Origin of the sequence: Acinetobacter legionensis (genome assembly GCF_048551735.1) — a bacterium.
Lineage (GTDB): Bacteria > Pseudomonadota > Gammaproteobacteria > Pseudomonadales > Moraxellaceae > Acinetobacter.
In genome coordinates this window covers 51,542-78,071 of record NZ_JBIMBV010000006.1, presented here as the reverse complement: position 1 = coordinate 78,071, position 26,530 = coordinate 51,542, and the positions used below count along the sequence as shown (strand labels likewise).

25 protein-coding genes, 3 tRNA genes and 1 pseudogene are annotated in these 26,530 nt (G+C 36.9%); 15 read left to right on the top strand and 14 right to left on the bottom strand.

Translation table 11 applies throughout. The annotated features are described in order from the left end of the window. Positions 1 to 74: 74 nt before the first annotated feature. The 3 genes from ACG9ZL_RS07050 to ACG9ZL_RS07040 are packed head-to-tail and all read right to left on the bottom strand — an operon-like array spanning position 75 to position 3,100. Positions 75 to 854: a transglutaminase family protein gene (locus tag ACG9ZL_RS07050; RefSeq protein ID WP_419359548.1), complete on the bottom strand. Its 780-nt coding sequence runs from the start codon at positions 852 to 854 to the stop codon at positions 75 to 77. Continuing rightward, positions 851 to 1,459 (bottom strand): alpha-E domain-containing protein, encoded by a 609-nt coding sequence (locus tag ACG9ZL_RS07045; protein ID WP_336954455.1) that lies wholly within the window; start codon positions 1,457 to 1,459, stop codon positions 851 to 853. Before ACG9ZL_RS07045 ends, ACG9ZL_RS07050 begins: the two co-directional genes overlap by 4 nt. A 39-nt stretch (positions 1,460 to 1,498) precedes the next feature. Next, the gene (locus tag ACG9ZL_RS07040; protein WP_419327763.1) at positions 1,499 to 3,100 is read right to left on the bottom strand and encodes a circularly permuted type 2 ATP-grasp protein; all 1,602 of its coding nucleotides are present in this window, start codon (positions 3,098 to 3,100) and stop codon (positions 1,499 to 1,501) included. Positions 3,101 to 3,409: 309 nt separating this feature from the next. Between ACG9ZL_RS07040 and ACG9ZL_RS07035 the strand changes: the two genes are divergently transcribed. Continuing rightward, a complete protein-coding gene (locus ACG9ZL_RS07035) occupies positions 3,410 to 4,405 on the top strand; it encodes a helix-turn-helix transcriptional regulator (protein WP_336954453.1) in 996 nt (331 codons plus the stop codon). Positions 4,406 to 4,870: 465 nt separating this feature from the next. On the opposite strand, the gene mnmG is transcribed toward ACG9ZL_RS07035, so the two are convergent. Continuing rightward, entirely contained in the window at positions 4,871 to 6,751 is a 1,881-nt protein-coding gene (gene mnmG, locus ACG9ZL_RS07030) for a tRNA uridine-5-carboxymethylaminomethyl(34) synthesis enzyme MnmG (protein ID WP_336954452.1), read from the bottom strand. 259 nt (positions 6,752 to 7,010) lie between these two features. On the opposite strand from mnmG, the gene ACG9ZL_RS07025 reads away from it, so the two are divergent. The 7 genes from ACG9ZL_RS07025 (at position 7,011) to purD (ending at position 14,268) form a co-directional block, all read left to right on the top strand. Further along, positions 7,011 to 7,433: a hypothetical protein gene (locus ACG9ZL_RS07025; protein ID WP_336954482.1), complete on the top strand. Its 423-nt coding sequence runs from the start codon at positions 7,011 to 7,013 to the stop codon at positions 7,431 to 7,433. A gap of 305 nt (positions 7,434 to 7,738) precedes the next feature. Then, positions 7,739 to 8,614 carry a bile acid:sodium symporter family protein gene (locus ACG9ZL_RS07020; RefSeq protein WP_336954451.1) on the top strand — a complete coding sequence of 292 codons (876 nt, stop codon included), beginning with the start codon at positions 7,739 to 7,741 and terminating at the stop codon, positions 8,612 to 8,614. Between the two features lie 127 nt (positions 8,615 to 8,741). Next, positions 8,742 to 9,644: a 50S ribosomal protein L11 methyltransferase gene (gene prmA, locus ACG9ZL_RS07015; protein WP_419359546.1), complete on the top strand. Its 903-nt coding sequence runs from the start codon at positions 8,742 to 8,744 to the stop codon at positions 9,642 to 9,644. Between the two features lie 21 nt (positions 9,645 to 9,665). Continuing rightward, on the top strand, positions 9,666 to 10,526 hold the full coding sequence (locus ACG9ZL_RS07010; protein WP_336954448.1) for a zinc-ribbon and DUF3426 domain-containing protein: 861 nt from the start codon (positions 9,666 to 9,668) through the stop codon (positions 10,524 to 10,526). A 375-nt stretch (positions 10,527 to 10,901) separates the two neighbouring features. Then, on the top strand, positions 10,902 to 11,171 hold the full coding sequence (fis, locus tag ACG9ZL_RS07005; protein ID WP_001086304.1) for a DNA-binding transcriptional regulator Fis: 270 nt from the start codon (positions 10,902 to 10,904) through the stop codon (positions 11,169 to 11,171). Positions 11,172 to 11,265: 94 nt separating this feature from the next. Then, positions 11,266 to 12,840, top strand: a complete 1,575-nt coding sequence (gene purH / locus ACG9ZL_RS07000) for a bifunctional phosphoribosylaminoimidazolecarboxamide formyltransferase/IMP cyclohydrolase (RefSeq protein WP_004719305.1) — start codon at positions 11,266 to 11,268, stop codon at positions 12,838 to 12,840. A 144-nt stretch (positions 12,841 to 12,984) separates the two neighbouring features. Continuing rightward, positions 12,985 to 14,268, top strand: a complete 1,284-nt coding sequence (gene purD / locus ACG9ZL_RS06995) for a phosphoribosylamine--glycine ligase (RefSeq protein ID WP_419359544.1) — start codon at positions 12,985 to 12,987, stop codon at positions 14,266 to 14,268. Between the two features lie 132 nt (positions 14,269 to 14,400). Here purD and ACG9ZL_RS06990 read toward each other — a convergent pair whose 3' ends face one another. The 5 genes and pseudogenes from ACG9ZL_RS06990 to ACG9ZL_RS06970 form a co-directional block, all read right to left on the bottom strand. Then, positions 14,401 to 14,820 (bottom strand): hypothetical protein, encoded by a 420-nt coding sequence (locus ACG9ZL_RS06990; RefSeq protein ID WP_419359542.1) that lies wholly within the window; start codon positions 14,818 to 14,820, stop codon positions 14,401 to 14,403. Position 14,821: 1 nt separating this feature from the next. Beyond that, complete coding sequence (locus tag ACG9ZL_RS06985; protein WP_419359540.1) at positions 14,822 to 15,187, bottom strand: hypothetical protein; 366 nt, start codon at positions 15,185 to 15,187, stop codon at positions 14,822 to 14,824. Between the two features lie 9 nt (positions 15,188 to 15,196). After that, complete coding sequence (locus ACG9ZL_RS06980; protein ID WP_419359539.1) at positions 15,197 to 15,640, bottom strand: hypothetical protein; 444 nt, start codon at positions 15,638 to 15,640, stop codon at positions 15,197 to 15,199. Positions 15,641 to 15,643: 3 nt separating this feature from the next. Next, positions 15,644 to 16,197: pseudogene (locus ACG9ZL_RS06975) on the bottom strand (PAAR domain-containing protein). Positions 16,198 to 16,524: 327 nt separating this feature from the next. Next, positions 16,525 to 17,172 carry an RBBP9/YdeN family alpha/beta hydrolase gene (locus tag ACG9ZL_RS06970; RefSeq protein WP_419359537.1) on the bottom strand — a complete coding sequence of 216 codons (648 nt, stop codon included), beginning with the start codon at positions 17,170 to 17,172 and terminating at the stop codon, positions 16,525 to 16,527. A 560-nt stretch (positions 17,173 to 17,732) separates the two neighbouring features. On the opposite strand from ACG9ZL_RS06970, the gene ACG9ZL_RS06965 reads away from it, so the two are divergent. The 7 genes from ACG9ZL_RS06965 (at position 17,733) to ACG9ZL_RS06935 (ending at position 23,482) form a co-directional block, all read left to right on the top strand. Then, positions 17,733 to 18,605, top strand: a complete 873-nt coding sequence (locus tag ACG9ZL_RS06965; RefSeq protein ID WP_056511959.1) for a MetQ/NlpA family ABC transporter substrate-binding protein — start codon at positions 17,733 to 17,735, stop codon at positions 18,603 to 18,605. Positions 18,606 to 18,718: 113 nt separating this feature from the next. After that, complete coding sequence (locus tag ACG9ZL_RS06960; RefSeq protein ID WP_336954443.1) at positions 18,719 to 19,744, top strand: methionine ABC transporter ATP-binding protein; 1,026 nt, start codon at positions 18,719 to 18,721, stop codon at positions 19,742 to 19,744. Then, a complete protein-coding gene (locus ACG9ZL_RS06955; RefSeq protein ID WP_004719300.1) occupies positions 19,741 to 20,436 on the top strand; it encodes a methionine ABC transporter permease in 696 nt (231 codons plus the stop codon). Before ACG9ZL_RS06960 ends, ACG9ZL_RS06955 begins: the two co-directional genes overlap by 4 nt. A gap of 201 nt (positions 20,437 to 20,637) precedes the next feature. After that, entirely contained in the window at positions 20,638 to 21,255 is a 618-nt protein-coding gene (locus ACG9ZL_RS06950; protein ID WP_419359535.1) for a hypothetical protein, read from the top strand. A 204-nt stretch (positions 21,256 to 21,459) separates the two neighbouring features. Continuing rightward, on the top strand, positions 21,460 to 22,191 hold the full coding sequence (gene gloB, locus ACG9ZL_RS06945; protein ID WP_336954441.1) for a hydroxyacylglutathione hydrolase: 732 nt from the start codon (positions 21,460 to 21,462) through the stop codon (positions 22,189 to 22,191). A 24-nt stretch (positions 22,192 to 22,215) separates the two neighbouring features. Next, a complete protein-coding gene (locus ACG9ZL_RS06940; RefSeq protein ID WP_419359533.1) occupies positions 22,216 to 22,959 on the top strand; it encodes an alpha/beta hydrolase in 744 nt (247 codons plus the stop codon). A 319-nt stretch (positions 22,960 to 23,278) separates the two neighbouring features. After that, a complete protein-coding gene (locus ACG9ZL_RS06935; protein ID WP_336954439.1) occupies positions 23,279 to 23,482 on the top strand; it encodes a hypothetical protein in 204 nt (67 codons plus the stop codon). A 173-nt stretch (positions 23,483 to 23,655) separates the two neighbouring features. On the opposite strand, the gene ACG9ZL_RS06930 is transcribed toward ACG9ZL_RS06935, so the two are convergent. The 5 genes from ACG9ZL_RS06930 to ACG9ZL_RS06910 form a co-directional block, all read right to left on the bottom strand. Then, positions 23,656 to 23,740, bottom strand: a tRNA-Leu gene (locus ACG9ZL_RS06930). Positions 23,741 to 23,776: 36 nt separating this feature from the next. After that, positions 23,777 to 23,850 (bottom strand) — tRNA-Trp (locus ACG9ZL_RS06925). Positions 23,851 to 23,891: 41 nt separating this feature from the next. Beyond that, a tRNA-Leu gene (locus tag ACG9ZL_RS06920) sits at positions 23,892 to 23,976 on the bottom strand. Between the two features lie 108 nt (positions 23,977 to 24,084). Continuing rightward, a complete protein-coding gene (locus ACG9ZL_RS06915) occupies positions 24,085 to 24,897 on the bottom strand; it encodes a protein kinase domain-containing protein (protein ID WP_336954437.1) in 813 nt (270 codons plus the stop codon). Next, positions 24,894 to 26,405 carry a DUF3336 domain-containing protein gene (locus ACG9ZL_RS06910; RefSeq protein WP_336954436.1) on the bottom strand — a complete coding sequence of 504 codons (1,512 nt, stop codon included), beginning with the start codon at positions 26,403 to 26,405 and terminating at the stop codon, positions 24,894 to 24,896. The genes ACG9ZL_RS06915 and ACG9ZL_RS06910 overlap by 4 nt, the downstream gene beginning before the upstream one ends. Positions 26,406 to 26,530 lie beyond the last annotated feature (125 nt).

Sequence of the window (26,530 nt, the reverse complement as noted above, 5' to 3'; positions counted from 1 at the left end):
GGAACTACCTATACAACTAAAATTTGAGAGTAATCAGATTCTGCAATTATTCACACTATTTACCACTGCCACCATTAACATGCAAGTACTTGAACAATAGAGTACATGGTTTCAGTTCCACCTTGCTCTCTCACCCCTCGGACTGGTGCAACATCCCAATAGTCCCTTCCAATTGCCACATAGACGTGTGATTCTGGTCGAAACAATTGATTACTGACATCAATAACATGCCATTTGCCCTCTAAAAACACTTCAGTCCATGCATGACTCGCCAAATGCGATTGATTATTTACATATAAATAACCAGAGACATAGCGAGCTGGTACCCCCAAGGCTTTCGCCATCGCAATTAAGACGTGACTATGATCTTGACATACTCCTTGTTGTGCTGAAAAAGACTCCATTGCAGTGTGGGTTACTGTCGTACTTGCACTGATATAAGGCATATGTTGCAACAATGCTTCTGCTAATTTTTGGAAATCTATCCATCGCTTATGCGTTATATAGTGTTCTGCAAAAGCTATCATTTCAGTATTGCACAATGTTGTAGAGGTTGGTTGTAAAAAAACCACAGGTGATACTTTATCTTCTATGCCAAATTGATTATCTACATTAATGTCAACAATCCCTTGGGCCATAATGGACATTTGTTGATAAGGTTCAATTTGTGAACTGGTCAACCAAACATTATCAAAGGCGTCTTTTTTGATTTGTTTTTCACCGGGGACGCTGACATGCCAACCTGTCACTTGTTGATGCAAATTAGACTGTGGCGTCATCTTGATATACTGAATACTATTTTTTGCACATTCAGAATACTGATAATGGGTTTGGTGATTAATCATTAACTTCATAAGCGATCCAATTCAAATAACGAGTCAATATGATCACTAAAATGATAATAATTCATTCGGTCAGGTTGATTTTTTAGCTCTTGCCAAACCTCAGGCAAACTACACATACCATGCTGGTCTAAACGATCAATTAAATGGTTTAATTGTGTCAAGGTGACTGATTTATCTTGATTAAAGCGTAATTGACGATCAAATTGTTCCATCTTTTGCCCTAAACTAAAAAATAGAAATAACAATTCATCATCTTCTGCCTCTAAAACATCATTACATTCTTCACAAACATCACATATGAAACCTGCATTTTGCTCTGCTTGTTGTAATAACTGATTTAATTCAGCAAAAGACTGTGCTGATATCACTCCACGTAAATCATGAATATTATTTTTGGCACATAAAAAATACTGATGAAATGATGCAGGTTGCTCATTGTCTAAAATCAATTCATTTAAAGAACTTGCATCAAATGCAGGTAAACAAAAAGCATGCGCATAGTCTAAAGCCAATTCATTGGTTTTAAATGGGAATTGACTACATAAATATTGAATACGGGTTAAATAGCGTCCTAACCAAAATATATTCTGTGCATTAGTACTGAGTAAAATCATGTTTGCTCTCCTTTGGCTGGGATTGGTATGAAGGTGGGGTTAAATTGAATATTCATCAATTACCCATGTATCCTTGATTCCACCACCTTGTGATGAGTTGACCACCAGTGAGCCTTGTTGCATCGCAACACGAGTCAAGCCACCTGGAACAATTTCTATGCGTTCTGGTGAGCTGAGAATAAATGGTCGTAAATCAATATGACGTTCTGCAATTCCTTGGGAAGTTAGTGTTGGTGCAACAGATAAATTTAAGGTGGGTTGAGCGATATACGCTGAGGGTGAAGCCATTAGCTTCATTTTAAATAAATCAATTTCTTGTTCAGTTGCTTTAGGACCGATGAGCATCCCATAACCACCTGAACCTTGAGCCTCTTTTACCACCAATTGATCCAAATTTGCCAAAACATAATCCAAAGCTTCAACTTCACGACATTGATAAGTAGGTACATTGGACAAAATTGGCTTTTCATTTAAATAATAGGCAATCATTTGATCCACATATGGATAAATCGACTTATCATCTGCAACACCTGTACCAGGAGCATTAGCAATCACCACATTTCCACTTAAATAAGCAGACATTAACCCTGCCACACCTAAAGTACTATCAGGCCTGAAGCTTAATGGGTCTAAAAAACCATCATCCAAACGTCTATAAATTACATCAACCTGCTGACGACCACGGATGGTTTTCACATAAACCTTGTCGTTTTCAACAAAAAGGTCACGCGATGTCACCAATGGAACACCCATTTCCCTTGCTAAAAATGAATGTTCATAATACGCACTGTTATAACGCCCGGGGGTTAAAACCACGATGATTGGGCAATCTACCTTTGAGTTTTCAGCCAAAATCTCACGCAACAATTGCGGATATTGCCCAATATCAGCAACATGTTGATTACATAATTCAGGCATGAGTTTTTCGCTCATCTTACGGCTTTCAAGCATATATGACACACCTGAAGGCGTACGTAGATTATCTTCTAGGACAAAAAATTCACCTTTGCAATCCCGTACAATATCGATTCCACTGATTTGACTGTAAATATTTCCATTCAAACGATGATTCATCATCACTGGTTGATAAGCTTCATGAGATAGTACTTGTACTGCTGGAATTAAGCCTTCTTTTAAAATATTTTGTTGATTATAGATATCAGCTAAAAATAAATTTAACGCTTGAATACGCTGCGCACAGCCTGCTGCAATTTTATTCCACTGTTGTTTGGCAATCACACGCGGAATTAAGTCAAATGGTATGGTGCGATCAATTCCCGATGTTTCACCATAAACCGCAAAAGTAATTCCTTGATATAAAAAATGCGCTTTAGCTGTTTCATTGAGTTTTTCAAGTTGGTAAATACTGTGTTGAGATAACCAATCTTCAATTTTTTCAGCAGTTTCAGGAGAAAGAACGTGATCGTCTGTCATTTCATTAAAAAAAACCGAATTCATCTGTTTAAGTAAATGATGTGAGGCTTGTTGTGCATCGATATTTAGATGAATGGCCTGTTGAATATTTCCTATCTGTTGTTGATTCGTCATTTCAGTTTTTACTTCTGCCTCAGCAACTGGCAAAGCGAAGCGATCTGCATAATTCTCATTGCTTGAATTTGTATCCATGTTTTCTTTTAGCATACAAACCTCTTTTTATCTTATCTAATGGCTTCTTTAATAATGCAATATCGATGCCAAAATATTATTAAATCGCCGTATTCAGTATTCTTCGCTGTACAATTAAATCTTTTTGGCTCAATTTTATTAATTCATTGTTTGCCATAGCACTCAATGTGAGTTTTGATCGAACTTGTTTCAAAATTTTTTAGCTAATATTTTCAACACCTAAGCAACTACTCACAGGATATAACTTGCAGAATCAGTTTTAATTTTCTATTGTGTAGCTGATTTATTTCCCTTAAACATTCACGATTCCATTGATACCAAACCATGTCTGCACAAGAAAAAGAAACTTCCAATAGCCTCTATCGCCAGTGGCAAATCCTGTCCCGACTCTCTACAGGGAAGTGGATGGGTACACGTGAATTACAAGAAGTTTTAGAACGTGAAGGGATCGAAATCAGCTTACGTACGATTCAGCGTGATCTAAATCAGATTGCTCAACGCTTTCCTATCGAGAGTAACAAAACAGTACCACAAGGCTGGCGTTGGCGTTCAGATGCCCCGATCCAAAGTCTGCCGCATATGACCAGCTCGCAAGCAGTCACGTTTATGATGGTTGAAGAACATTTAAAACACCTGCTACCTCCAAGTTTAATTGATGAAATGAACCCTTGGTTCGATTTGGCACGGCGTAGTCTTTCTACGCAGAACAATGTTCGACAATGGATTAACCGAGTTCGAATTGTGCCTGCAAGCCAACCAGTGATCCCACCTTTGGTGGAAAGACATGCACAGCAAGCCATTTATGAAGGACTGCTACAAGATAAACAAATTGAATGTGTCTACCGCGCACGTGGTTATCAAGGTGAAGAGAAAACTTATATTCTGAATCCTTTAGGTTTGGTTCAAAAAGGTGCAATTATTTATTTGATTTGTACGCGTCATGACAAGACAGAAGTTCAGACCTTTGCATTACATCGCTTTAGATCTGCAACTGTTTTAGATTTACGTGCTTTACACCCTGTCAAATTCGATATCGATGAATATATCGATTCTGGTGCGCTAGGCTTTAGAGTCGACTTTTCTCGGCCAACTAAAAATGTTGAATTAAAATTAGTCATGCACGAAGATGATGCACAGTACTTCACGGAAAGCCAACTCAGTAAAGAACAAAAAGTGGAACAACTGAACGAAGAACTGTATCAAGTCAGTGCTGTGGTTCCTTTTACCTCACAACTGGTATGGTGGTTAAGAAGTTTTGGTAAAAAGATAGTCCGAATTGAGCCTGTTGAAGTGTTCAATGCTGTACATGAAATTGAATAATCTAATAACTTCACCTAAGCCAATATAATTAAAATAAAAAGAGCCTTTCGGCTCTTTGATTTATTGTTTTGATTGTTATTTTTAAATTTTATTGTTTTTGCGCAGATATTAAACCCATGTCACATTTTTACATGTCCACAAGACATGGGATTTATTGGAGTATGTTAAACATCACATGTTACAGCACGCAAGTTCAGCACTATTGTAGCGGATTGATTTCATTGTCATGGCGTTCACCTCTTGTTTGAATGTAAGTTGACTATAGCGATGATTTTGCAAACTGAAAAATAATTAAAACAGCTTTGTTTTTCATCAATTCTGTTTAGGATTTATTTTTATAAAGTTAGATTGGATCTGTGTATTTAAAATATGCCTTTAAAGATAAATCACAAATTGTGCCCTAACGAAGATAAGCTCGAGACAATAAAAAACCCGCATATAGCGGGTTTTTTACAATTCACCACCTTAAGCTGATTTTCTCGCTTGGTTATTTTTACGAATTGTAATCATCACCAATTGAACAGCAGCAGGTGTTACACCTGGAATACGGCTGGCTTGTGCCAATGTTTCAGGTAATACATTTTTCAATTTCATCGTAATTTCACGAGAAAGCCCTGAAACGATATCATAATCAAAATCAGCAGGAATTTTGGTATCTTCCAAACGCTTCATTTGTGCAACATCTTCTTGCTGACGGTTAATATAACCTTCGTATTTCACAGCAATTTCAATCTGCTCACCTACAAATGCAGATACTTCAGAAGCAGTTAATTCAGCAATTTGTGAAAAGTTGATGTTTGGACGTTTAAGTAAATCGATCGCAGAACATTCTTTAGAAAGATCAGCGCCGGTCAACTCAACGAATCTTTTCCCCATTGGATTGTTTGGTGCAGCCCAAAGGTGTTGTAAACGACCTGTTTCTTTTTCAACTGCTTCCATTTTTTCACAATAAGAAGCCCAACGCTCATCATCAACCAAGCCCATTTCACGGCCAATTGCTGTTAAACGTTGATCAGCATTATCTTCACGAAGCATCAAACGATATTCCGCACGAGAAGTAAACATACGATACGGTTCTTTGGTCCCTAAGGTAATCAAGTCATCAACAAGAACACCCATATACGCTTCATCACGTTTAGGCGTCCATTGCTCTTGATCCCATGCACGACGTGCAGCATTTAAGCCCGCCAATAAACCTTGTGCACCAGCTTCTTCATAACCTGTTGTACCGTTAATTTGACCTGCAAAATACAAGTTATTAATCGATTTGGTTTCAAGTGAGAATTTCAAAGACTGTGGATTGAAATAATCATATTCGATCGCATAGCCAGGACGAAGAATGTGTGCATTCTCCATACCCCGGATTGAGCGCACCAACTCAAACTGCACATCAAATGGTAAAGATGTTGAAATACCATTTGGATAAAGCTCGTGAGTATCCAGCCCTTCTGGCTCAAGGAATACCTGATGCGAATCTTTATCCGCAAATTTATGAATTTTATCTTCAATCGATGGGCAATAACGTGGACCTACACCTTCAATCACGCCTGTATACATTGGCGAACGATCTAAACCACCCCGAATAATCTCATGAGTACGCGCATTGGTATGTGTGATATAGCAATTTACTTGCTCTGGATGCATCGAAGCATCCCCCATAAATGACATGGTCGGTGATGGGAAATCACCCGGTTGCGGAATCATTACAGAAAAATCGACAGAACGCGCATCAATACGTGGTGGAGTCCCTGTTTTTAAACGACCTACTGGTAGATTTAATTCACGTAAACGAGCCGCTAAGGAAATTGATGGCGGATCGCCAGCTCGACCACCTGACGAATTATTTAGACCAACATGAATCACGCCACCTAAGAATGTGCCTGTGGTTAACACCACAGTTTTCGCATCAAAGCGAATACCCATCTGGGTCACTACACCTTTAACTGTATCGCCTTCAACAATTAAGTCATCTGCAGATTGTTGAAAAATATCTAAATTCGCTTGATTTTCCAGTGTATGACGAATCGCAGCTTTATAGCGGATACGGTCAGCTTGTGCACGGGTTGCACGTACAGCTGCGCCTTTACGCGAGTTCAAAATACGAAATTGAATACCGCCCTTATCCGCCGCCAATGCCATTGCACCGCCTAAAGCATCAATTTCACGGACAAGGTGAGATTTACCAATACCACCAATGGCTGGGTTACAGCTCATCTGCCCTAAAGTCTCAATGTTATGAGTCAAAAGCAGAGTCTGTCGACCCATACGCGCTGCAGCGAGTGCCGCTTCCGTACCTGCGTGACCGCCACCGATAACAATGACATCGTAAACTTTAGGATAATGCATAGTGATTAATGAGAGATAAAAGAATGACAGAAAATTATAGCAAATTTTTACTTCTAGTTTTAGGCAGTTTTACAAATATTATTCCCCTCAATCATGCATATGAACGATTAAACATCTCTTATACATAGGCAACATAAATTGACACTTCGTTTCATGACTGCCCTACAAATAGAATTTAACTTATCAAAAACTCACGATACGATAGATATTACACGGACAAATTATTTTTTTCGAGACTTTATATATAAGGAATATCATGATGAAAAATACCATGTCTAAAGTAATTACAGCATCTTTACTCAGTTGTGTTGCATTTAGTTTTGCCCATGCTGCTGATGAAAACACCAGCAAAGCTGAAGTGAAAAAGCAAATTCAGGTATGTGCCAAGAAAAAACAAGGAGACTGGGTGACCTATGCCAATAAAGGGGTAACTTTTAATGGTACTTGTGAACCAAATGAAAATGGTAAATTACAATTTAGCTTCCCTGCACCTGCAGGTGGCAACCCGACTGCCGCTGCAGCAGCGCCTGAACCGGCCATTGAAAACCGCCCAGCTGTAGAACAATCTGCTCCAGCGAGTGCAGATGTACCAGCAACAAATGAGGCATCTCAAGCTGAACAACCAGCAATGGAGCAACCTAGTCAAGCTGCTCCGAGCGAAGATCCGATCCAAGCTCAATGATATCTTTTGAGCATAAATACATGTTTTTATAAATAGCATGTGTAAAAAAGGTGATCCATTTAAAAGTGGGTCACCTTTTTTTATTTCGAGTACACAGACTTTCTTGATATAACAACCATATGCTTTACATCTGCTACGAAAGAATTGTTATTGGGTATATGAACAGATATTCATAACTTATTTTTCTAAGAAGATTTCCGAGTCATAGAATTTATTTTTCAATTTCACACCTTTCGATTACACTCAAATTGAGTACGGAATATTCACATATTTAATTAATGTAAAACAACAAAAAGGATCACACTATGGATTCAGGGATTATTACCATAATGCTTCCCCTCGCCCTCGCCATCATTATGATTGGACTTGGTTTAGAGCTTACACCAAAAGATTTTGCGCGAGTTTCTAAACACCCTAAAGCCGTATTGATTGCGTTGTTCTGTCAGCTAGTGCTTTTGGTCGGTATTGCTTTTATTATTTGTAAAGTACTTGCACTCCCACCTTTGCTTGCCGTTGGTTTAATGTTACTTGCTGCTTCACCAGGAGGTAGTACTGCCAATCTATTTAGTTATTTGTTTAAAGGTGATATTGCGCTCAATATTACCTTAACTGCAATTAACTCGGTGATTGCTGCCTTTACCTTGCCTTTAATCGTAAACTTTTCTATACAATACTTTATGAATGATGGTCAACAAATCACCATGCAATTCAGTAAAATACTGCAAGTTTTTGCAATAATTTTAATTCCTGTGTGTATTGGCATGCTCATTCGAAATTATGCGCCACACTTTACTGAAAAATTAAGTAAACCTTTGCGAATTTTCTCAGTGGTTTTTTTAATTCTCATTATTATTGGAGCAATCACCAAAGAACGTACGCATATCATGGAGTACCTGACGCAGGTTGGTCTAGCCACGGTGATTTTCTGTATTTGTAGTCTAGTTATTGGTTACTTTGTGCCAAGATTACTGGGTATTAATAGCGCCCAAGCACGTGCATGCGCATTTGAGATCGGAATTCATAATAGTACCTTAGCTATGACTATTGCTTTGACTGTAATCGCAAATTCTACTGTTGCAATGCCTGCCGCGGTTTACTCAATCTTTATGTATATTTTCGCTGCTATTTTTGGTGCGTTAATTTCAAGACATGCAGCAACTGAAACTGAACCTGCGATATAAAGCCATCATGTGCTTCAACTAAAATGGATGCTTAAGCATCCATTTTTTATTTTGCTACTGAATGTAAGCGTAACTTCTAAGTTTGGGCTACAATATTGCCTTTAAGAAAACGATTTAGGTCTTTGCCGTGAAGTGGTTACAAATTCATATTACTGTAGAACAAGCTCAAGTTGATTTTACTGAAACCTTGTTAAGTTCTTTAGGCGCAGTCAGCGTGACATTAGATGATGCTGAAAACCAAGACTTGCTTGAACCACTCCCTGGCGAAACTCCGCTATGGAATAAAGTGATTGTTACTGGAATCTACGCGCAAGAAGAAGGCGAAGACATTGATGTAACAGCACTAGAAACATTTATTCGCACCCAACTCCCAACTGAACCGATGCGCAGTGAATTTCTTGAAGACCAAGTATGGGAACGTTCTTGGATGGATTACTATGAACCAATTCAAATTGGTGAAAAGTATTGGATCGTACCTGAATGGATAGAACCACCAGAAGCGGATGCAGTCAATATTAAACTTGACCCAGGCTTAGCATTTGGTACGGGTAACCATGCATCTACTTTCCTTTGTCTACAATGGTTAGGCAAAACCGATGTTAAAGATAAAGTCGTGATTGATTATGGTTGTGGTTCAGGCATCCTAGGTGTTGCAGCACTGCTTTTAGGTGCAAAGAAAGTCTATGCAACAGATATCGACCCACAAGCTGTCTTGGCGACCAAGCAAAATGCTGAGCTGAATGGTGTTCTTGAAAATCTTTATGTTGGATTACCTGAAGAGTTCAATGCAGAATTTAAAAACCAACAGGCCGATATTTTAGTTGCAAATATTCTTGCAGGCCCTCTTATGTCACTTGCTGAAGAATTCTCAACTTTGATTAAATCTGAGGGAGAGTTCGCACTTGCCGGCGTAATTGAAGAGCAAGTTACTGATGTTTCTAGTATTTATTCTGAATTTTTTGATATAGTAGAAGTCAAGAAACGTGAAGAAACCTGGTGCAGAATTTCTGGGTCACGTAAGGCTGTTTAATCTATGAAAATATAAGTATTTATGACTGAAAAACAAACCCGATGCCCAAATTGTGCTTCAATTTATAAAGTATCAGTTACGCAACTCACCGTTGCGCAGGGTATGGTTTGTTGTCCAAAATGTTCACATAATTTTAATGCATTAATTCATCTACAAAACAGCCAGCCTACTCAACCAAGGGGCAATCCTGATACGCCAGTGCAGAATGAGGTACAAAACCTCATGACGACGAAACGTCAAATAGAAACCAATGTCTTAGATATTTTTAATCGTAAAATTGAAAACTCCAATATTGATTTAAGAACTTATTTAAATAATTTGAATTATTTTAACAATGAACCAGTCAACAACATTCCCAGCTTAAATCTATCACAAGGTTTAAATAACCACGGGCAACATTTGATCAAAACAAAAAGTAAGTTTTACTATTTGGCGTGGAGCATGATTAATCTTGCCCTACTCAGCATTTTATTATTTCAAATCCTTTGGTTTAATCCAAACTTAACTGATCGTTATCCGTTTTTGAATACTGTCTTTACTCAAACCTGTGCCATCTTACAGTGTGATACTGTTGATCAACGCTATAAACAAATTGTGATTAGTCACCTTAAAGTTAAAGCACTTGATAGACAGGAGACTCAATTTTCAGGTCAACTCAATAACCAATATTCTAAAAGCTTAGAATTACCCCTAATAAGAGTAACTTTAAAAACTCAAAATAAGGTCATAGCTACGCATGTGATTACACCTGAGCAATATCTGATTGAAAGTTTAGTTGGAATTAAGCGTATTCCTCAAAATAGCCCATATCCTTTTAAATTTGTTGTTACAGAGCCAAGAAAAAGTTTTGATCAGTACCAATTAGACATTATTCACCCTTAAAATTAAAAAAAATTATAAAAAAATGAAAAAAAATGTAGTTTTCTTGCTCATTTTTTCTTAGACAATGGTATCATACGCGCCACGAAAGCTTTGTCCTGCAAACTCCTCGCATTTTTTCAAAAAAAATACTGTTTTGTTATGTGCTTTATATCCAATATCGCGCAAGTAGAACATTTTTTTGTTTAAAAGAGTGTTGTAACAAATATTAATCTATTGTTACGCTTATTTTTCACTCAACTCGACGATTTGTGGCAAGCTAATTGTTCTTGTTTTAGAGCCAACCGTTTTAGGATCTAAAACGGAGCTCAGATTTTTTTAGACCACATTTATATATTACTTTACCCAAGTAATATTTTGATTTTCGGATTAACTCGCATGAATAGCAAATCTCCTATTTTTACTGCACAATCTGACGTCGCTCTTCGTATTCACGTAGATCGCGCAGTTCGTCACTATTTTGCACAATTGCAAGGTGAGCAACCATCACAAGTGTACGACATGGTGCTAGCAGAAATGGAGAAACCTCTTTTATCTGTTGTCTTAGAATACACACGCGGGAATCAGACTCGCGCTGCTGAGATTCTCGGACTGAACCGTGGCACTTTACGCAAAAAGTTAAAAGCTCACGGTTTAATGAGTGAATAAATGATAAAATGCTCACGGCTTGCGTGGGCATTTTTTTTACCTATATTTTGCCTACCTGTTCAATCTCTAGACTTAAAAACTGTTGACGAAGATCATGACTATTAAACGCGCTTTAATCTCTGTTTCTGATAAAACCGGGATCGTTGAATTTGCCCAGAACCTTGTTGCTCTTGGGGTGGAAATTTTATCTACTGGCGGTACATATAAGTTGCTTAAAGACAACAATGTGGCTGTAGTTGAAGTTTCAGAGCACACAGGCTTCCCAGAAATGATGGATGGTCGTGTAAAAACACTGCATCCTAAAATTCATGGAGGCATTTTGGCTCGTCGTGGTCTAGACGAAGCTGTCATGGCTGAACACAACATCGATGCAATCGATCTTGTTGTCGTAAACCTTTATCCTTTTGCTGCTACTGTTGCTAAACCAGACTGCTCGCTTGCAGATGCAATTGAAAATATTGACATTGGTGGCCCAACAATGGTTCGTGCAGCTGCGAAAAACCATGCTTCTGTGGGGATCATCGTAAATGCGACTGATTATGAAACTGTAATTGCAGAACTTAAAGCGGATGGTGCTTTATCTTATGCGACTCGTTTCGATTTAGCGGTTAAAGCATTTGAACATACTGCCCAGTATGACGGCATGATTGCTTCTTACCTCGGTGCACGTGTTGGTAAAGAAGAAGGTCAAGCTGACAAATTTGCCCGTACTTTCAATACCCAGTTAAATAAAGTACAAGATCTTCGTTATGGTGAAAATCCACATCAATCCGCTGCTTTCTATGTAGAATCGACTGCAACTGAAGCATCGGTTTCAACTGCTAAGCAGTTACAAGGTAAAGAACTTTCTTATAACAATATCGCGGATACAGATGCAGCACTTGAATGTGTCAAATCATTTGCAAAACCAGCGTGTGTCATCGTTAAACATGCAAATCCATGTGGTGTTGCAGTATCGTTAGATGGTCTTAAGGCTGCATACGATCTTGCTTATGCAACTGATCCAGAATCAGCATTTGGTGGCATCATTGCATTTAACCGTGAGTTAGATGTTGCTACAGCTCAAGCAATTGTTGACCGTCAATTTGTTGAAGTGATTATTGCACCAAGTATTGCCGATGGTGTACTTGAAGTGACTGGCGCAAAGAAAAACGTTCGTGTACTGGTATGTGGCGAACTTCCTAAAATTGATGAACGTGCTTCACAATACGATTATAAACGTGTCAATGGCGGTTTATTGGTTCAAGACCAAGACCTCGGTATGATCACCAAAGATGATCTTAAAGTAGTAACTAAGCGTGCTCCTACTGAAGCAGAAATTGATGATTTAATCTTTGCTTGGAAAGTTGCCAAATACGTTAAATCCAATGCTATTGTTTATGCTAAAGGCCGTCAAACCATTGGTGTCGGTGCTGGCCAAATGAGCCGTGTAAACTCTGCACGTATCGCAGCGATCAAAGCTGAACATGCAGGTTTAGTGGTTGAAGGTGCTGTTATGGCATCTGATGCATTCTTCCCATTCCGTGATGGCATTGATAATGCTGCAAAAGCAGGTATCAAATGTATTATCCAACCGGGTGGTTCAATGCGTGATGAAGAAACAATTGCAGCAGCAGATGAAGCTGGTATTGCAATGGTCTTCACGGGTATGCGTCATTTCCGTCACTAAGTTCACCATAAATCATTATTTAAAAATCCCCCTAAGTCCCTCTTTCATAAGAGGGACTTGTCACGAACTACAGGACTCTTTAAATTCGTGATACCCCATCCTGTATAAAGGGAGGTTGGGAGGGATTAAAAAAGGATACATAAGATGAAAATATTAGTTTTGGGTAGTGGTGGTCGTGAACATGCATTGGCATGGAAAATTGCGCAAGACGATCAAGTCACTAAAGTTTTTGTTGCACCAGGAAATGCGGGTACAGCAACTGAACATAAATGTGAAAATGTTGCTTTAGATATTCTCAACAACCCTGCCATTATCGACTTTGCAAAAAATAATGCCGTTGATCTCATTATTGTTGGTCCTGAAGCACCGCTTGTAAATGGAGTAGTTGATGCAGGACGAGCAGCTGGCCTTAAAATTTGGGGGCCAACCCAATTTGCAGCACAACTTGAAGGCTCTAAAGCTTTCGCCAAACACTTTTTAAAACGTCATCACATTCCTACAGCATTCTATGATGTATTCACCGAAGTGGAAACAGCCAAAGCATTCGTAGAAAAAAATGGCGCACCAATTGTAATTAAGGCAGACGGCCTTGCTGCGGGTAAAGGCGTCATTGTAGCGATGACCAATCAAGAAGCGTTTGATGCAATTGATGACATGCTTGCAGGCAATAAATTTGGTGATGCAGGTTCGCGTGTTGTTATTGAAGAATTCCTTGATGGTGAGGAAGCATCTTTCATATGTATGATTGATGGTGACAACATCCTTCCTATGGCAACTTCACAAGACCATAAACGTATTTTTGAAGCTGACCAAGGTCCAAATACGGGTGGTATGGGTGCATATTCCCCTGCCCCTGTAGTGACTGCAGATGTTTTTGACAGAGTCATGAAAGAAGTTATGCGTCCAACCGTAGATGGTATGAAAGCTGATGGTCATACTTACACTGGTTTCTTGTATGCTGGCTTGATGATTGATGAGCAAGGGCAACCTCGTGTCATTGAGTTTAACTGCCGCTTTGGTGACCCTGAAACTCAACCGATCATGATGCGCTTAAAATCTTCTTTGGTTGATTTAGTAGAAGCTGGTATTGCAGGTAACTTACCCGCTGAAGCTGAATGGGATGAGCGTAAAACTGTTGGTATTGTGCTTGCATCTAAAGGCTATCCTGAAACTTCGAGCAAAGATGACGTGATTTTGGGTTTAGATACCCAAATGACAGATGCTAAAGTTTTCCATGCAGGTACAGCAAATAATGCCAATGGTGATGTAGTGACTGCTGGCGGTCGTGTACTTTGCGTTACAGCGTTAGGCAACACAATTGGTGAAGCGCAAGCAAAAGCCTTGGAACTTTGCCAAAAAGTGACTTTTGATGGTGTCCAATACCGCAAAGATATTGGTTACCGTGCGATTGCTCGTGAAAATGCTTAAACTCGATTGAGTTGTAAAACCCGCTTAGGCGGGTTTTTTATTTGGTAAATCTCCAACGACAAACAGATCAAAAATTTACGTTTAAATAAAGATTATAAAACTCATATCTTCGTACATACATATTAGGTTTTTTCAGGTACAGCTTTTAGATGAATCACGTTGAGATAAGTTTAATTTTACTGAGTCTGCAAAAATACAAGAATAATTCCTGAAATTATATTCTTGTACAGATGAAGTATTATCTAATTCAATTGAAATATCTGACTGTATAAACCCTTCTCCAACCTCTTTTTTAAATTCATTCAAATCTGAGCAAAAAAGGTACTCTTTATTGTTTTTATCAACCTGCAAATTTCCACTCACAACATCACCCAAAGAATTCCGAACCTCCAGAAATAACCAATTTATATGATTTGCTTTCTCCACTACTCTATTCTTTACAGCACATATTTTTTTGTTCACTATCTTATATTCAAAGTTATCTTCATATTTTTTCTTATAACCATTTAGCAAGAGTAATACAATAGATAAAAATAATGCTGTTTTTTTCATTTTATCTCACTATAAAATATAAATTAGAAGCTATAGTCATTGGATTATCTAATAGAGTCCCCTTGAGCTTAAAGTCTTTAGGATTATTCATTATTGGTAGCATTAAGTCCTGAATATATTGCCTCCAAAATGGATTAGAATATTTTCTCCAATATGAACTAAAATTAGCCTCATTAAAACCTGATAGAATTCTAAAATAGTCAGAAACGATAGTTGCTTGTTGCTCAAAATTAAAATCATTAAATTTTGAGCCATATTTTAATTGATATGAATATGCATCATAAATACTATCAGGAATCAGCCTATCTAAAGGTTGTAAAATGATACCTCTTTTACTCAGATTAAGCCCTTTTTGGTATTGCCACACATGTGTCATTTAATGAATAAACGTCATTCTTGATACTATTGTTAAATCACGGCCATTACCAACATTTGTATTACCTTTAAACTTTGGATTAGAAAAATCAGACTGGTATACATCCGAACCCGTTAAATTATCAGGGTAATGAGGGCTTCCATATGGTGTAACAGGAACATCCTGTTTGGGTAAAATTGCACTATTAATAACTTTGACATTTTTATAGTTGATTGAGTCACGAAAGATCTTTTGACATATTGCTATCTCACCTGATGTTAAAGACCGATAATTTTTAGACTTATCTTCTCTAATAATTATTTTAGAGTCTGCAATTGTATTTGTTATAAGATTATCTGTGATAAATCTAATTACTGACTTACCTGAAGGTATTTCAGGCATATTAGGTAATTTAAATCCAGGAACTTCGGGCAAATGTAAATCAGGGACAATTTTAAAATCCATACTCTATTCCCCGCAAAAACAAGATTCAGTCCAACTACTATTGACGATTAAATCAACAGAAATAATTTTTACAGCACCATTTGTTTTCAACCTTTTTGTATTACCTTTATCATCAGTAACACCTTTACAAGTTGAGCCATCATCAAAAGTAACTAAATATTCAAGATTGGCATAAGGCTCACCATTTATATCTTGCAATTGTAACTGTTCATCATAAGTATTTTTCTGATATTCAATAAAATTATTTTTCATTAAAGGTGCTGTCACTGCATTACTCATTTCAACACTAGCCCCATTACTCATAACAGCAAGATCTGAAATTTTTAAATATTTTGAACCGCAAGTTGAACTATCACCATCAGCTACAGCACTCTTACCACTAACAATCACAAAACCTTGATTAGAAGCAATAGCCTTAGATTGAACTTTACATTTTGGACAAAAGTGTGTCATACCATCTAGATGCACTGCTTTACCTTCCACAAGAAAGAAACATCACCTAAAATTATGACTCCGCCATGATCAGTCTTACAACCAACTGTAATTAATGCTTTCATTATTATTTTCTAATTTATTATTGATTAAAGAATGTTCGATTTAAACATAACAATTTAAAAAAATGAATAGTTTTTATTACAAAAAATCTAATAAAAACAATAAATAAAATGAAAAATCAATAAATTAAATCAACCACAACCAATAAATCAACTTTGCCTTTTATTCAAAAATCCTCTTAGTCAATTCTTCTTTCCACTATCTCAAAACAACTAAACAGTATGAGTTCAGAAAAAAAACGCTTGTAATTGTAAAGTATCAGTCGCCTTTACGATTATTCATAGAAAAGCTTAATCCAACTTAATTTATAATAAAGATGTTGTAAAAATTTAGTTTGAATCGTAAGAACTCTCAACCTCATCAACACCACCAATGACCATTTGAAGCCAATCTAATAATTGAGGAAATTCCCGATACCCATCACTGGCTAGAAAATGTCCAGCATTGGGAATAATCTCATATGGAAACTCCAGTTTTTCTGCCAACGAGATACTTAAATCAGTTGGAACATATTGATCATTACTCGATATAAACATTTTTCGATTTAATATTTTATTTTTAAAAGAAAAATCCTTATTCGTTTCAGTGATATATGAATCTAGTTGAGGTAGTACTACCAATTTATTCGAAAATCCCGATACACAGACAACACCACCTATCTGTTGAAAATCCAATTCAGACAGGAAATCAAGCAGCGTAATACACCCCAAACTATGCGCAACAAAAAATGTATGTTGATCAATTTGAGCAATATTATTTTTTAAGGTTTGCTTCCACTGTAAAAGCTTTGGATTGTTAGAGTTCGGCAATGCGATCTTTACAACTTTAGTATTTTTATCTTGTAAATTTTCCTCAAGATAATCAAACCAATGATCATCCACCTTTGCACCATAGCCATGAATGATATAAACATTATTTTGAGCATATGCAGCATTTAGAAATAACAAACTGCTTAAAAAAAAGATGATTAATTTCATTTATTGATCTCTTTGATGTACATAAGATCTTCATGCTAAAGTATGACAGTAGTGTCAATGTCAATAACTGTTTGAATAAAATCCCCCTATTTCGCCTAACAATTTGAAATAACGCTTATCAGAGCACTGCTATAGATGCAGATCTAAGATTATTTTACTTATTCAAAAAAAAGATAATAAATCCTAAAAAATTTATATATTATGAATAAGTATAAAATTTAATCATTTATCGTTTAGCATTCAACAAAAGCATTTGTTTTCTTTATTAAATTAATAAAAACATTGATATTCATGCAACGACATCACCACCCAATGTCAACACGCAGCCACTATGTATAATTTTCATTTATTGATATGATAAACAAATCTTTAGAGTTTGTTTTAAACAATTAAAATTCTTTTAAAACAGGCTGCTAATCCTCAAATGTAAAGAATATAGATAGCGCAATCAGACAAGTACGTCACCGCATTATTTATTTTCAAAATGTTAAAAATTCGATTTAAATGATCGAGAATGCAAAGGACAAAATTCTACTGCATTTGCTACTTAGGACTTATTCATGAAAAAGCTGTTTGGCGTTTTACTTAGCGCGTCTGTGCTCACTCTTTCTGCTTGTGGAAAACAAGAAGCTCCAAAAAATGATGCTGCCCAAGCAGATGCAGGTAAAGAACAAGTCGTTACCATGGCTTCTACAGGTTCAGATGCAGATATTTGGCGCTATATCGCAACATTACCAGAAACAAAACAAGCTGGAATTAAATTAGAAGTTAAAAACTTCACTGACTATGTTGCAATGAATACAGCTGTGGCAAACAAAGAAGTCGATATCAATGCATTCCAATCTTATGCATATCTTGTTGCTTTCAATCAATCAAACAAAGAAAAAATTGCACCAATCTCTACAACATATTTAGAGCCAATGGGTATTTATTCTAGTAAAGTTAAAAAAGTTGAAGAATTTGCCAATGGTGCAACTATTGCTATTCCAAATGATGGCGCAAATGAATCGCGCGCATTGTTACTTTTACAATCTGCTGGTCTCATCAAATTAAAAGATGGTTTTGATTTAGTCAAAGGTACACCTGCTGATATTACTGAAAATGCAAAGAAAATTGTCATCAAACCAATTCAAATGGCGACTGCGGTACGTGCTAAAGATGAAGTTGATGCAATTGTTTTAGGCAATACTTTAGCAATGGAAGGTGGTTTAAACGTGCTTAAAGATTCAGTTTATTATGAGCCAGTTGACCAAACAACCAAAATGAATGTCAACGTACTTGCTGTTGCAGATGCACGTAAAGACGATGCCCTCTTGAAAAAAGTGGGTGAGTTATATCATGTTCCTGCTGTAGGTAAATATGTTCAAGAACACTTCGGTGGAACTAAAGTTGATGTGAATAAACCTGTAAGCTATCTTACAGAATCAAAATAGTTTTATAATGGATCAGGTCAATTGACCATTCTTTTATGAAAGGTCTATAGGCCCTCATAAAACAGGCAAAGTGAATTTGCCTGTTTTTTCTTTTTGCTATAGTTTTTGACGATATGATTGAATTTAAAAACATTTCAAAACACTATGAGTTGAAAGGTCAAACCATACGTGCACTGGATCAGATTAATCTTGAGATTCCAGCGGGCAGTATTTTTGGCATTATCGGCTATAGTGGTGCAGGTAAAAGTACCTTAATCCGTTTGATTAACTTGCTTGAGCGTCCTAACCAAGGACAAGTCATCATTAATCAAAAAGACTTTACGGCACTTGATGCACGTGCATTACGTCAAGAACGTGCAAATATAGGCATGATTTTTCAGCATTTCAATTTGCTACAAACCAAAACTGTAGCTGACAATATTGAAATGCCGTTAAAATTGCTTGGTGTCAGTAAAGACCAACGTGAAAAACGTTTAAATGAGTTACTTGAGTTCATTGATCTAAAGCATAAAAAAGATGCTTTTCCAGACGAACTCTCGGGAGGACAAAAGCAACGTGTCGGTATCGCACGCGCCTTGGCCAACCACCCCAAAATTTTACTTTGTGATGAAGCAACCTCTGCACTTGATCCACAAACCACGAAATCTGTTCTCGCTTTGCTTAAAAAGATTAATCAAGAGCAAGGGATTACCATTGTCATGGTTACGCATGAAATGGATGTGATCGAATCTGTTTGTGATTTTGTTGCCGTCATGGAACAAGGCAAAGTGATTGAAACAGGTTCTACCTTAGAAATTTTTAGTCAACCGCAACACCCCACGACTAAAAACTTTATTCAAACCGTTTTACAGCAACAACTCCCTGTTAATATCTTAAACAATCTCGAAAATCAAAATCATAAAAGTATTTATAGTCTGCAATTTTTGGGTACTTCAGCGCAAGAAACTGTGGTACAAGCAGCAATTAAGCAATTTGATGTCAGCTTAAATATTTTATTTGCCAATATGACTGAAATTAATGGTTCAGTGATCGGTCAAATGTTTATACAACTTTTGGGAGATACCGAAAGCATTCGCCAAACCATAAATTTCTTTGAAAAAAATGGGGTCAAGGTGGAACAGTCAGGAGTTAGACTATGAGAGAACTCATTGTACAATGGCTCACTACGCTCACAGCACCATTTTGGAAAAGCTCTTTAAGCATTGACCAGTTTGTTACAGCGATGCAAGAAACCATCCAAATGGTCATTTTTGCAATGCTGTTTGGTACCATTTGGGGCTTTGTTCAAGCAATTACCTTGCTGGTTACTCGCCCTAATGGCATTTTACCCAATCGCGCTGTTTATCAGATTTTAAATCCTATCGTCAATGCGCTACGTTCCCTACCCTTCATTATCCTGTTGATTGCGGTTTTCCCACTCACCAAAGCGATCGTGGGTACAACTATTGGTACTTGGGCAGCGATTGTACCGTTGACCATTTATGTTGGTCCTTATATTGGTCGTCTTGTAGAAACATCATTGCTTGAAGTGAATGAAGGGATTATTGAGTCTGCACAAGCAATGGGTGCATCGCCTTGGCAGATTATTTTTAAATTTATTATCCCTGAATCTCGTAGCTCACTCATCCTGAGCCTTACCACAGCAACCATTAGCTTGATTGGTGCAACAGCGATGGCGGGTGCTGTAGGCGCTGGTGGTATTGGTGATTTAGCAATTTCTTATGGTTATCAACGTTTCGATCAAAGTGTGGTTTATCTCACTGTGATTGTCTTATTGATCCTTGTACAAATTGTACAGAGTCTTGGAAATTGGTTATCTAAGCTTCGATAATCTTTGCATCTCATTTTCAATTCTTCTTACTTCTAAAATCATACCCTCCTTGTTGAGGGTATTTTTTATTTCTTGAGTTAGCTACAGATATAAATACTTATAAAATTTATAGATCCTTTTTAATTCTACTCATTTGATCATCTGCTCTTGATCAATCCTTCAGAACTGATTAAGTTATAGAAAACTTAAGAAATATTTGAAATGAATAATTTTACTCAAACAATCGCCTCACTACTCCTTATGCTACCTATTTGTAGTTTTGCGCAAGCTTCAGACGATTACACCACCACAGTAAAAGTCAATGGTGTAGAGCTCAATCAAGCGCTAAGTGCAACGCAAATTGAAAAATTGCTCGGAAACACCTCTCAAAAAACTATAAAAGCATTTTCTGAATGTAGTGGGAACTATGAATATTCAAGCTCTACTGCATCAGGGAAAAAACTGATGTTTGAAATTTATAGTGAAGACAATCCACAGATTAAGTCTAACTCCTTCTATAAAACCAAAAATAATTTTCAACAACTTGGCACAACCAAAGGACGAGTTTGGCTTTCTTGGACAAATGCACCAGCAATCACAGATACAATCCTGATTAACAATAAACCCATCACTAATCTATATAGCATCAATCAATTTAAAAAAGACTTCCCAAACAGCGCCAAAACTGGCACCAGTGTTTTAATTTTAACGGCATCGGAAGCCAAAGAGTTTTTAAAAAATCCTGCTGAGTTTGAAGCGGGCTATATCGCCTACGTCAATTTTAATTTTAAAAATGGCAAACTAAGCAAATTAGAAATCAACCAAGGGATGGCCTGTTAAGTTTTATTGAGAATAGCATATTGATCTATATGCTATTCTCTAAAAGAATAACCTACCATATGACTTGTTTGTTTAAGCAAATAACATGTCGCACTATCGAATTACATATGTTTTCACATAAAAAAGACTGTAATCAGCTTTCTAACTTGTCTATAGCCTGATTTTGCTATTAAATTTGTGTCAGCATATTCATGGAATTAAACGATGCAATTTAAAATTCACGTCATAGATGTAAAAAATCAATTACAAAACTATATTTGGCTGATCGAAGAAAGTCAAAGCCATGATATCGTTGCAATTGATCCCACTGAAGCATCACTCGTTGAAAATTATTGCCTTGAACATCAGCTGAATTTAAAACAAATTTGGCTCACACACTGGCATAAAGACCATATTGGTGGTGTTCCAGAATTGATCGCAGACCATAATATTCCTGTTTATGGGCCGCGCGCTGAACTGAGTCACATTCCTTTTATTACCTACCCACTACAACACGATGATCAATTTGAATTTCATGGATTAAACATCGACATTATCGCAGTACCAGGTCATACCCTAGGACATGTCGTTTATTTTATTGATGAATTAGACAGTGTTTTCTGTGGTGATACCCTTTTTGCTATGGGTTGTGGACGTATGTTTGAAGGAACTGCTGAACAATTTTATCACTCTCTCAATCGACTCGCCGCTTTACCACCAAGAACCAAAGTTTACTGTACACATGAATATACCCTTTCTAATGCACAATTTGCTTTGCATATCGAACCAGAGAACCGAGCAATACAACAACGTGCCGAAGAGATCCAACTGCTTCGTGAACATGGGCAAATCACATTGCCCAGTACCATTGAACTTGAGCTTGAAACCAATCCTTTTTTACGTGTCGAAAGTGCTGAAGAATTTGCGCGTATTCGCGCATTGAAAGATAATTTTTAAGCAATCACGATTATTGTCCTCACAATGTTAAAACTGCGCCAACCTAAGCCTCTGTTTTTAAAAGCCTCTCAGCGGGCGGTACTGATATTACATGCATATACCAGTACCGTTCAAGATATGAGGGCCTTGGCAAAATTTCTGCATCAAAATGGCTACACTTGCTATGCACCTAGCTACGCTGGACATGGTTTAACGATTGATGAGTTTCTCACTTACACTACAGAGGATTGGTGGCGAGATACACATAATGCTTATCAATTCTTAGAAAATCAGGGTTATAAGCATATTGCTATCATTGGGGTATCTTTAGGCGCAATTTTATCATTAAAACTCACTGAGTACTTTCCGATTGATGCTTGTATTAGCATGTCTGCAACACAGGATCGAAATGTAAATGATCTCTTTAAGCGATTAAAACACTATGCAGAATATCTTCATCAATTTCAGAATAGCGATTTAGAACTAGACATAAAAAGCTTAGAAAATAAAGCAACAATACAACTACACCAATTGCATCAGTTTATTGCTGTAACTATAAGCAATGTTTCTTTAATTCGCGCGCCTATTTTTTTATTGTATGGTGAATTAGATGATGTACATTATCAATCCAGTGCACAAATTATTTATAATCATGTCAATTCCACAGAAAAACAGATTAAAAGCTATCCCAAGACAGGACACCTCATGACCTTAGGCAAAGATCAGGCTGAATTATTTAGTGATATTTTAGATTTTTTACAACAACATCATCCTGTTCGACTGCAATAATCTATTCTTCTGTTAAATTTACTTACATTTATTCAAACTAAAAATGAGAAAATTTCTGCTTTTAAAAATAGATATCTTTGCATCAAAATATTACAAGGACAATTTCCACACTATTTTAACAATTTGTTTTATTTAACTATTTTATAATAAATTCACATTTTATTCATATTTATAGCAAAAAAATACGCAATGATACAAAAGCCTCATTTCTCAAATTGCTCAAATATTGATATAAAAAATAACTTTCATCAAGTTTCCCCTTTAAAAATTTAATGATCACCCCTATTAAATTTATAGGCAGGAATTAAGGAGATCTTCTGTGAAAAAGGTTGTAAAGGCAAAGAATTTAATCGCTTTTCGTATTTGGTTAGAAAAATTAGGCTATTCAGTAAAAAATTTAGCTGATGGAAAAGGATTTACTTTCAGCTTTAAAAAAGAATATGGTTTAGTCACTTGTGATTTATCAGGTAATAACTTAGCGATACAGCTCGGTGAAGAGTTTGAGGATCACTTAAAGGCTTAGTAAGTGTGTAAATGAAGTTTCTCTTTAAAAAGACCTAAACGATTTCGTTTAGGTCTTTTTTTGATCTGGATAAAATTAAATTCCCAAACCTATGACTAAGATAAGATACAGCATCATCAGAATAAAAATTTAGGCATAAAAAAAGCATGATTTTCATCATGCTTTTTTAAATTTGGTGGGGACGGAGAGACTCGAACTCTCACACCTTGCGGCGCTGGAACCTAAATCCAGTGCGTCTACCAATTTCGCCACGTCCCCGAATAAAAACTAACGTTTTAGTCTTTTTAAATAACTTGGCAGAGGATCAAGGACTCGAACCTTGACGAACGGTTTTGGAGACCGTCATGCTACCATTACACCAATCCTCTATAACACTTCATTTTGCTTCAGTACCGCAAAATGAATTGCTTGGTGGGGACGGAGAGACTCGAACTCTCACACCTTGCGGCGCTGGAACCTAAATCCAGTGCGTCTACCAATTTCGCCACGTCCCCAATGGCTGTGTATATTATAGAGATCGTTTTATTATGACAAGCCCTTTTTTCGAAAAAGACACTCGTTTGTTTAAATAAAAAACAAATGTTGCAAATACTGCTTTTTGTTTAAACAATTTGGCTTAATACTTGTTTTATTTGATAAATATTTGAACAACGTTGCCCTGTTTTTTTCATTAACATTGCTGTTAATACCATTTCAAAAATTTTAAATCGCTCTGGTAACACCACATTTAACTCCTGACAATGCAAAAATGCCCAATCTTGATAGCTTTTTGCAGATAGCCGCTGTTGTGTCAACCACTCCAACCAAACGATTCCCAACGCATAAATATCGGATTGAAATGATTTTGCTTGCGCATGAAACAATTCTGGTGCCATATACCTTGGTGTTGCTGTATGTGTCTCAATACTTGTTAGATTTGCGTCTTGAGCTATTTTTACAGCCTGTTCAAAGTCAATCAAATAACTTTTTCCACCCTTAACCCGAAAGTGCTCAACTTTGATATCGCCATGCAGATAACCATAGTCATGCAGATGTTCAAGCACATCTAAGCTGAGTATCAATCGTATACCAATTTCAGCCAAGCTAAGTAAATCAGGTGCATCCTGAAAAAGCTTTGGGACATCTTCCACCCATAAAGCTTGATCAATGACCTCTTCTTCAATTTTAAATTGCTGAAATGGATCAAATATTGAAAAGTTTAATATTACAGGCTGAGATTCTGTCTCCAATGCATTCAATTTGCTATAGCAGTTTAGCTCATTGAAAAAGTGCTGTTGATAACAGCGATTCGAATTTTTGAGCTGCAATTTCAACCAAAACCATTGCTGTCCCTGTTGAATTTGATAAACACGGCGACCAAATTTTTGACTTTGGATTGAATTATATGCAACTGGAAGAATTCTGCTTTGGCTCATACTTCGATCAATTGTTCTGCTGGTATATCTTTCGTCATAGGATGATTCAAAACTTCTAGACAATGTTGGATTGTTTTACCAATACGTGCATGTGTTTCTATACTTGAAATTTTTGGCCAAGTTGCACGCTCACCTTCTCGTTGCAACAGCTTAAATAGATATGGGCGTGGGTTCTGTAACATATAGCTATAATGGCGTAGACTATACTCCCCAATAATATTGACATCACCATAGTAGCGCTGGTCAATAATACCGTAACCGTGATCGAGTAAACGACGCATAGATGGCACTCTTCCCATACGACCTCGAGCAAAATCCATGATCCCCATTGCAGCCATGCGTCCTTGACTACGTACGATACGTTCAGGCCAACTCAGTAAATCTCTACGGTAACGTTCTTCATCATTTTGCATAAACGGTACAATATGTGGATTAACCTGACTGGCAATGGTGTAATTCAAATTATAAAGACGTGACATGCGCTCTTGAGGGAAATCATTTCGTACGCTGCCATCCACCCAACGGGTATTGGCCAAATAAGGAGTATGTACACCATCGTAACGTTTACTAATTAAACGCACAGGTGGAAATAAAACAGGTACAGCACAGGATGCCAATACTGCACTCCAGACCAACAAATCTGGTGAAGTATATTTATTCATGATGCGTACATCTTCTTGAGAAACATCATAAGGTGCAACGGTGACATTAATATCTAATCCTGATTTTTCAAAAGCCTCATGAAAAGTCACATCGCCTAAATTTTCAACCAAGAATTTTTTAAGATATCGGACATCTGCAAAACCACCATTGCCTTTGATTAATTCTTTTACACTACGAAAGTGAAAAGCTTCGCTATAAAATTGGTCACCACTGAGTAAGTTTGGAATTTCACCTGGTTCATTTACCCCCAACATCGCAGTCATAATTGCGCCAGCACTCGAACCTGAAAGTACTTTGGGCATCAAGTCTTGTTCCATCAATGCTTTACAAACGCCACTATGAAATAAACCCAATGTAGCCCCACCTGAAAACATCAATGCAGGTTGACCATAGGCCTTTTCACAGTTTTCAAAAAACTTCCTTTTACTTTCATGACATAAAGTTTGGCAACCATCTGAAGCGATGAATGCCAAACTATTACTCACTTCCTCAATATAATCTTCAATTATTTTTTTTGTCCCAACATAGGTATGCGCAAATAACATCGGGTGCCCAATATTGGCAACATCATGACTAAATCCCTCTCTAAGGATATACATCAAGTCTTGGGTTCGATTTTGCATTCGGTAACGGCGTAATAAATTTAATCGATGGGAAATAATTTCAGCATCAAAATATGGTGAGGTATTATCTAGCTTCCACTCCTGTGCCCCCGTTTCTTCATCCAGTTTTAACGCTATAGATTTCCACTCTTCATAGTTTTCTGCATGTTTCAGTTTTCTTTTTAGTTTTTTAATACGATAAGCCTGATGCGGATTTAAATCTTGAGTAAGTTCTAATAACATTTCTAATATTCCTTTGATTTTTAATCCGACACTTTTAAATACCTGTCGATAAACTATGCTGAAAAATAACCAGATAATCAATTACCATAAGTCATTTAATTCTTGCTTTAGATTCCAATTATCGC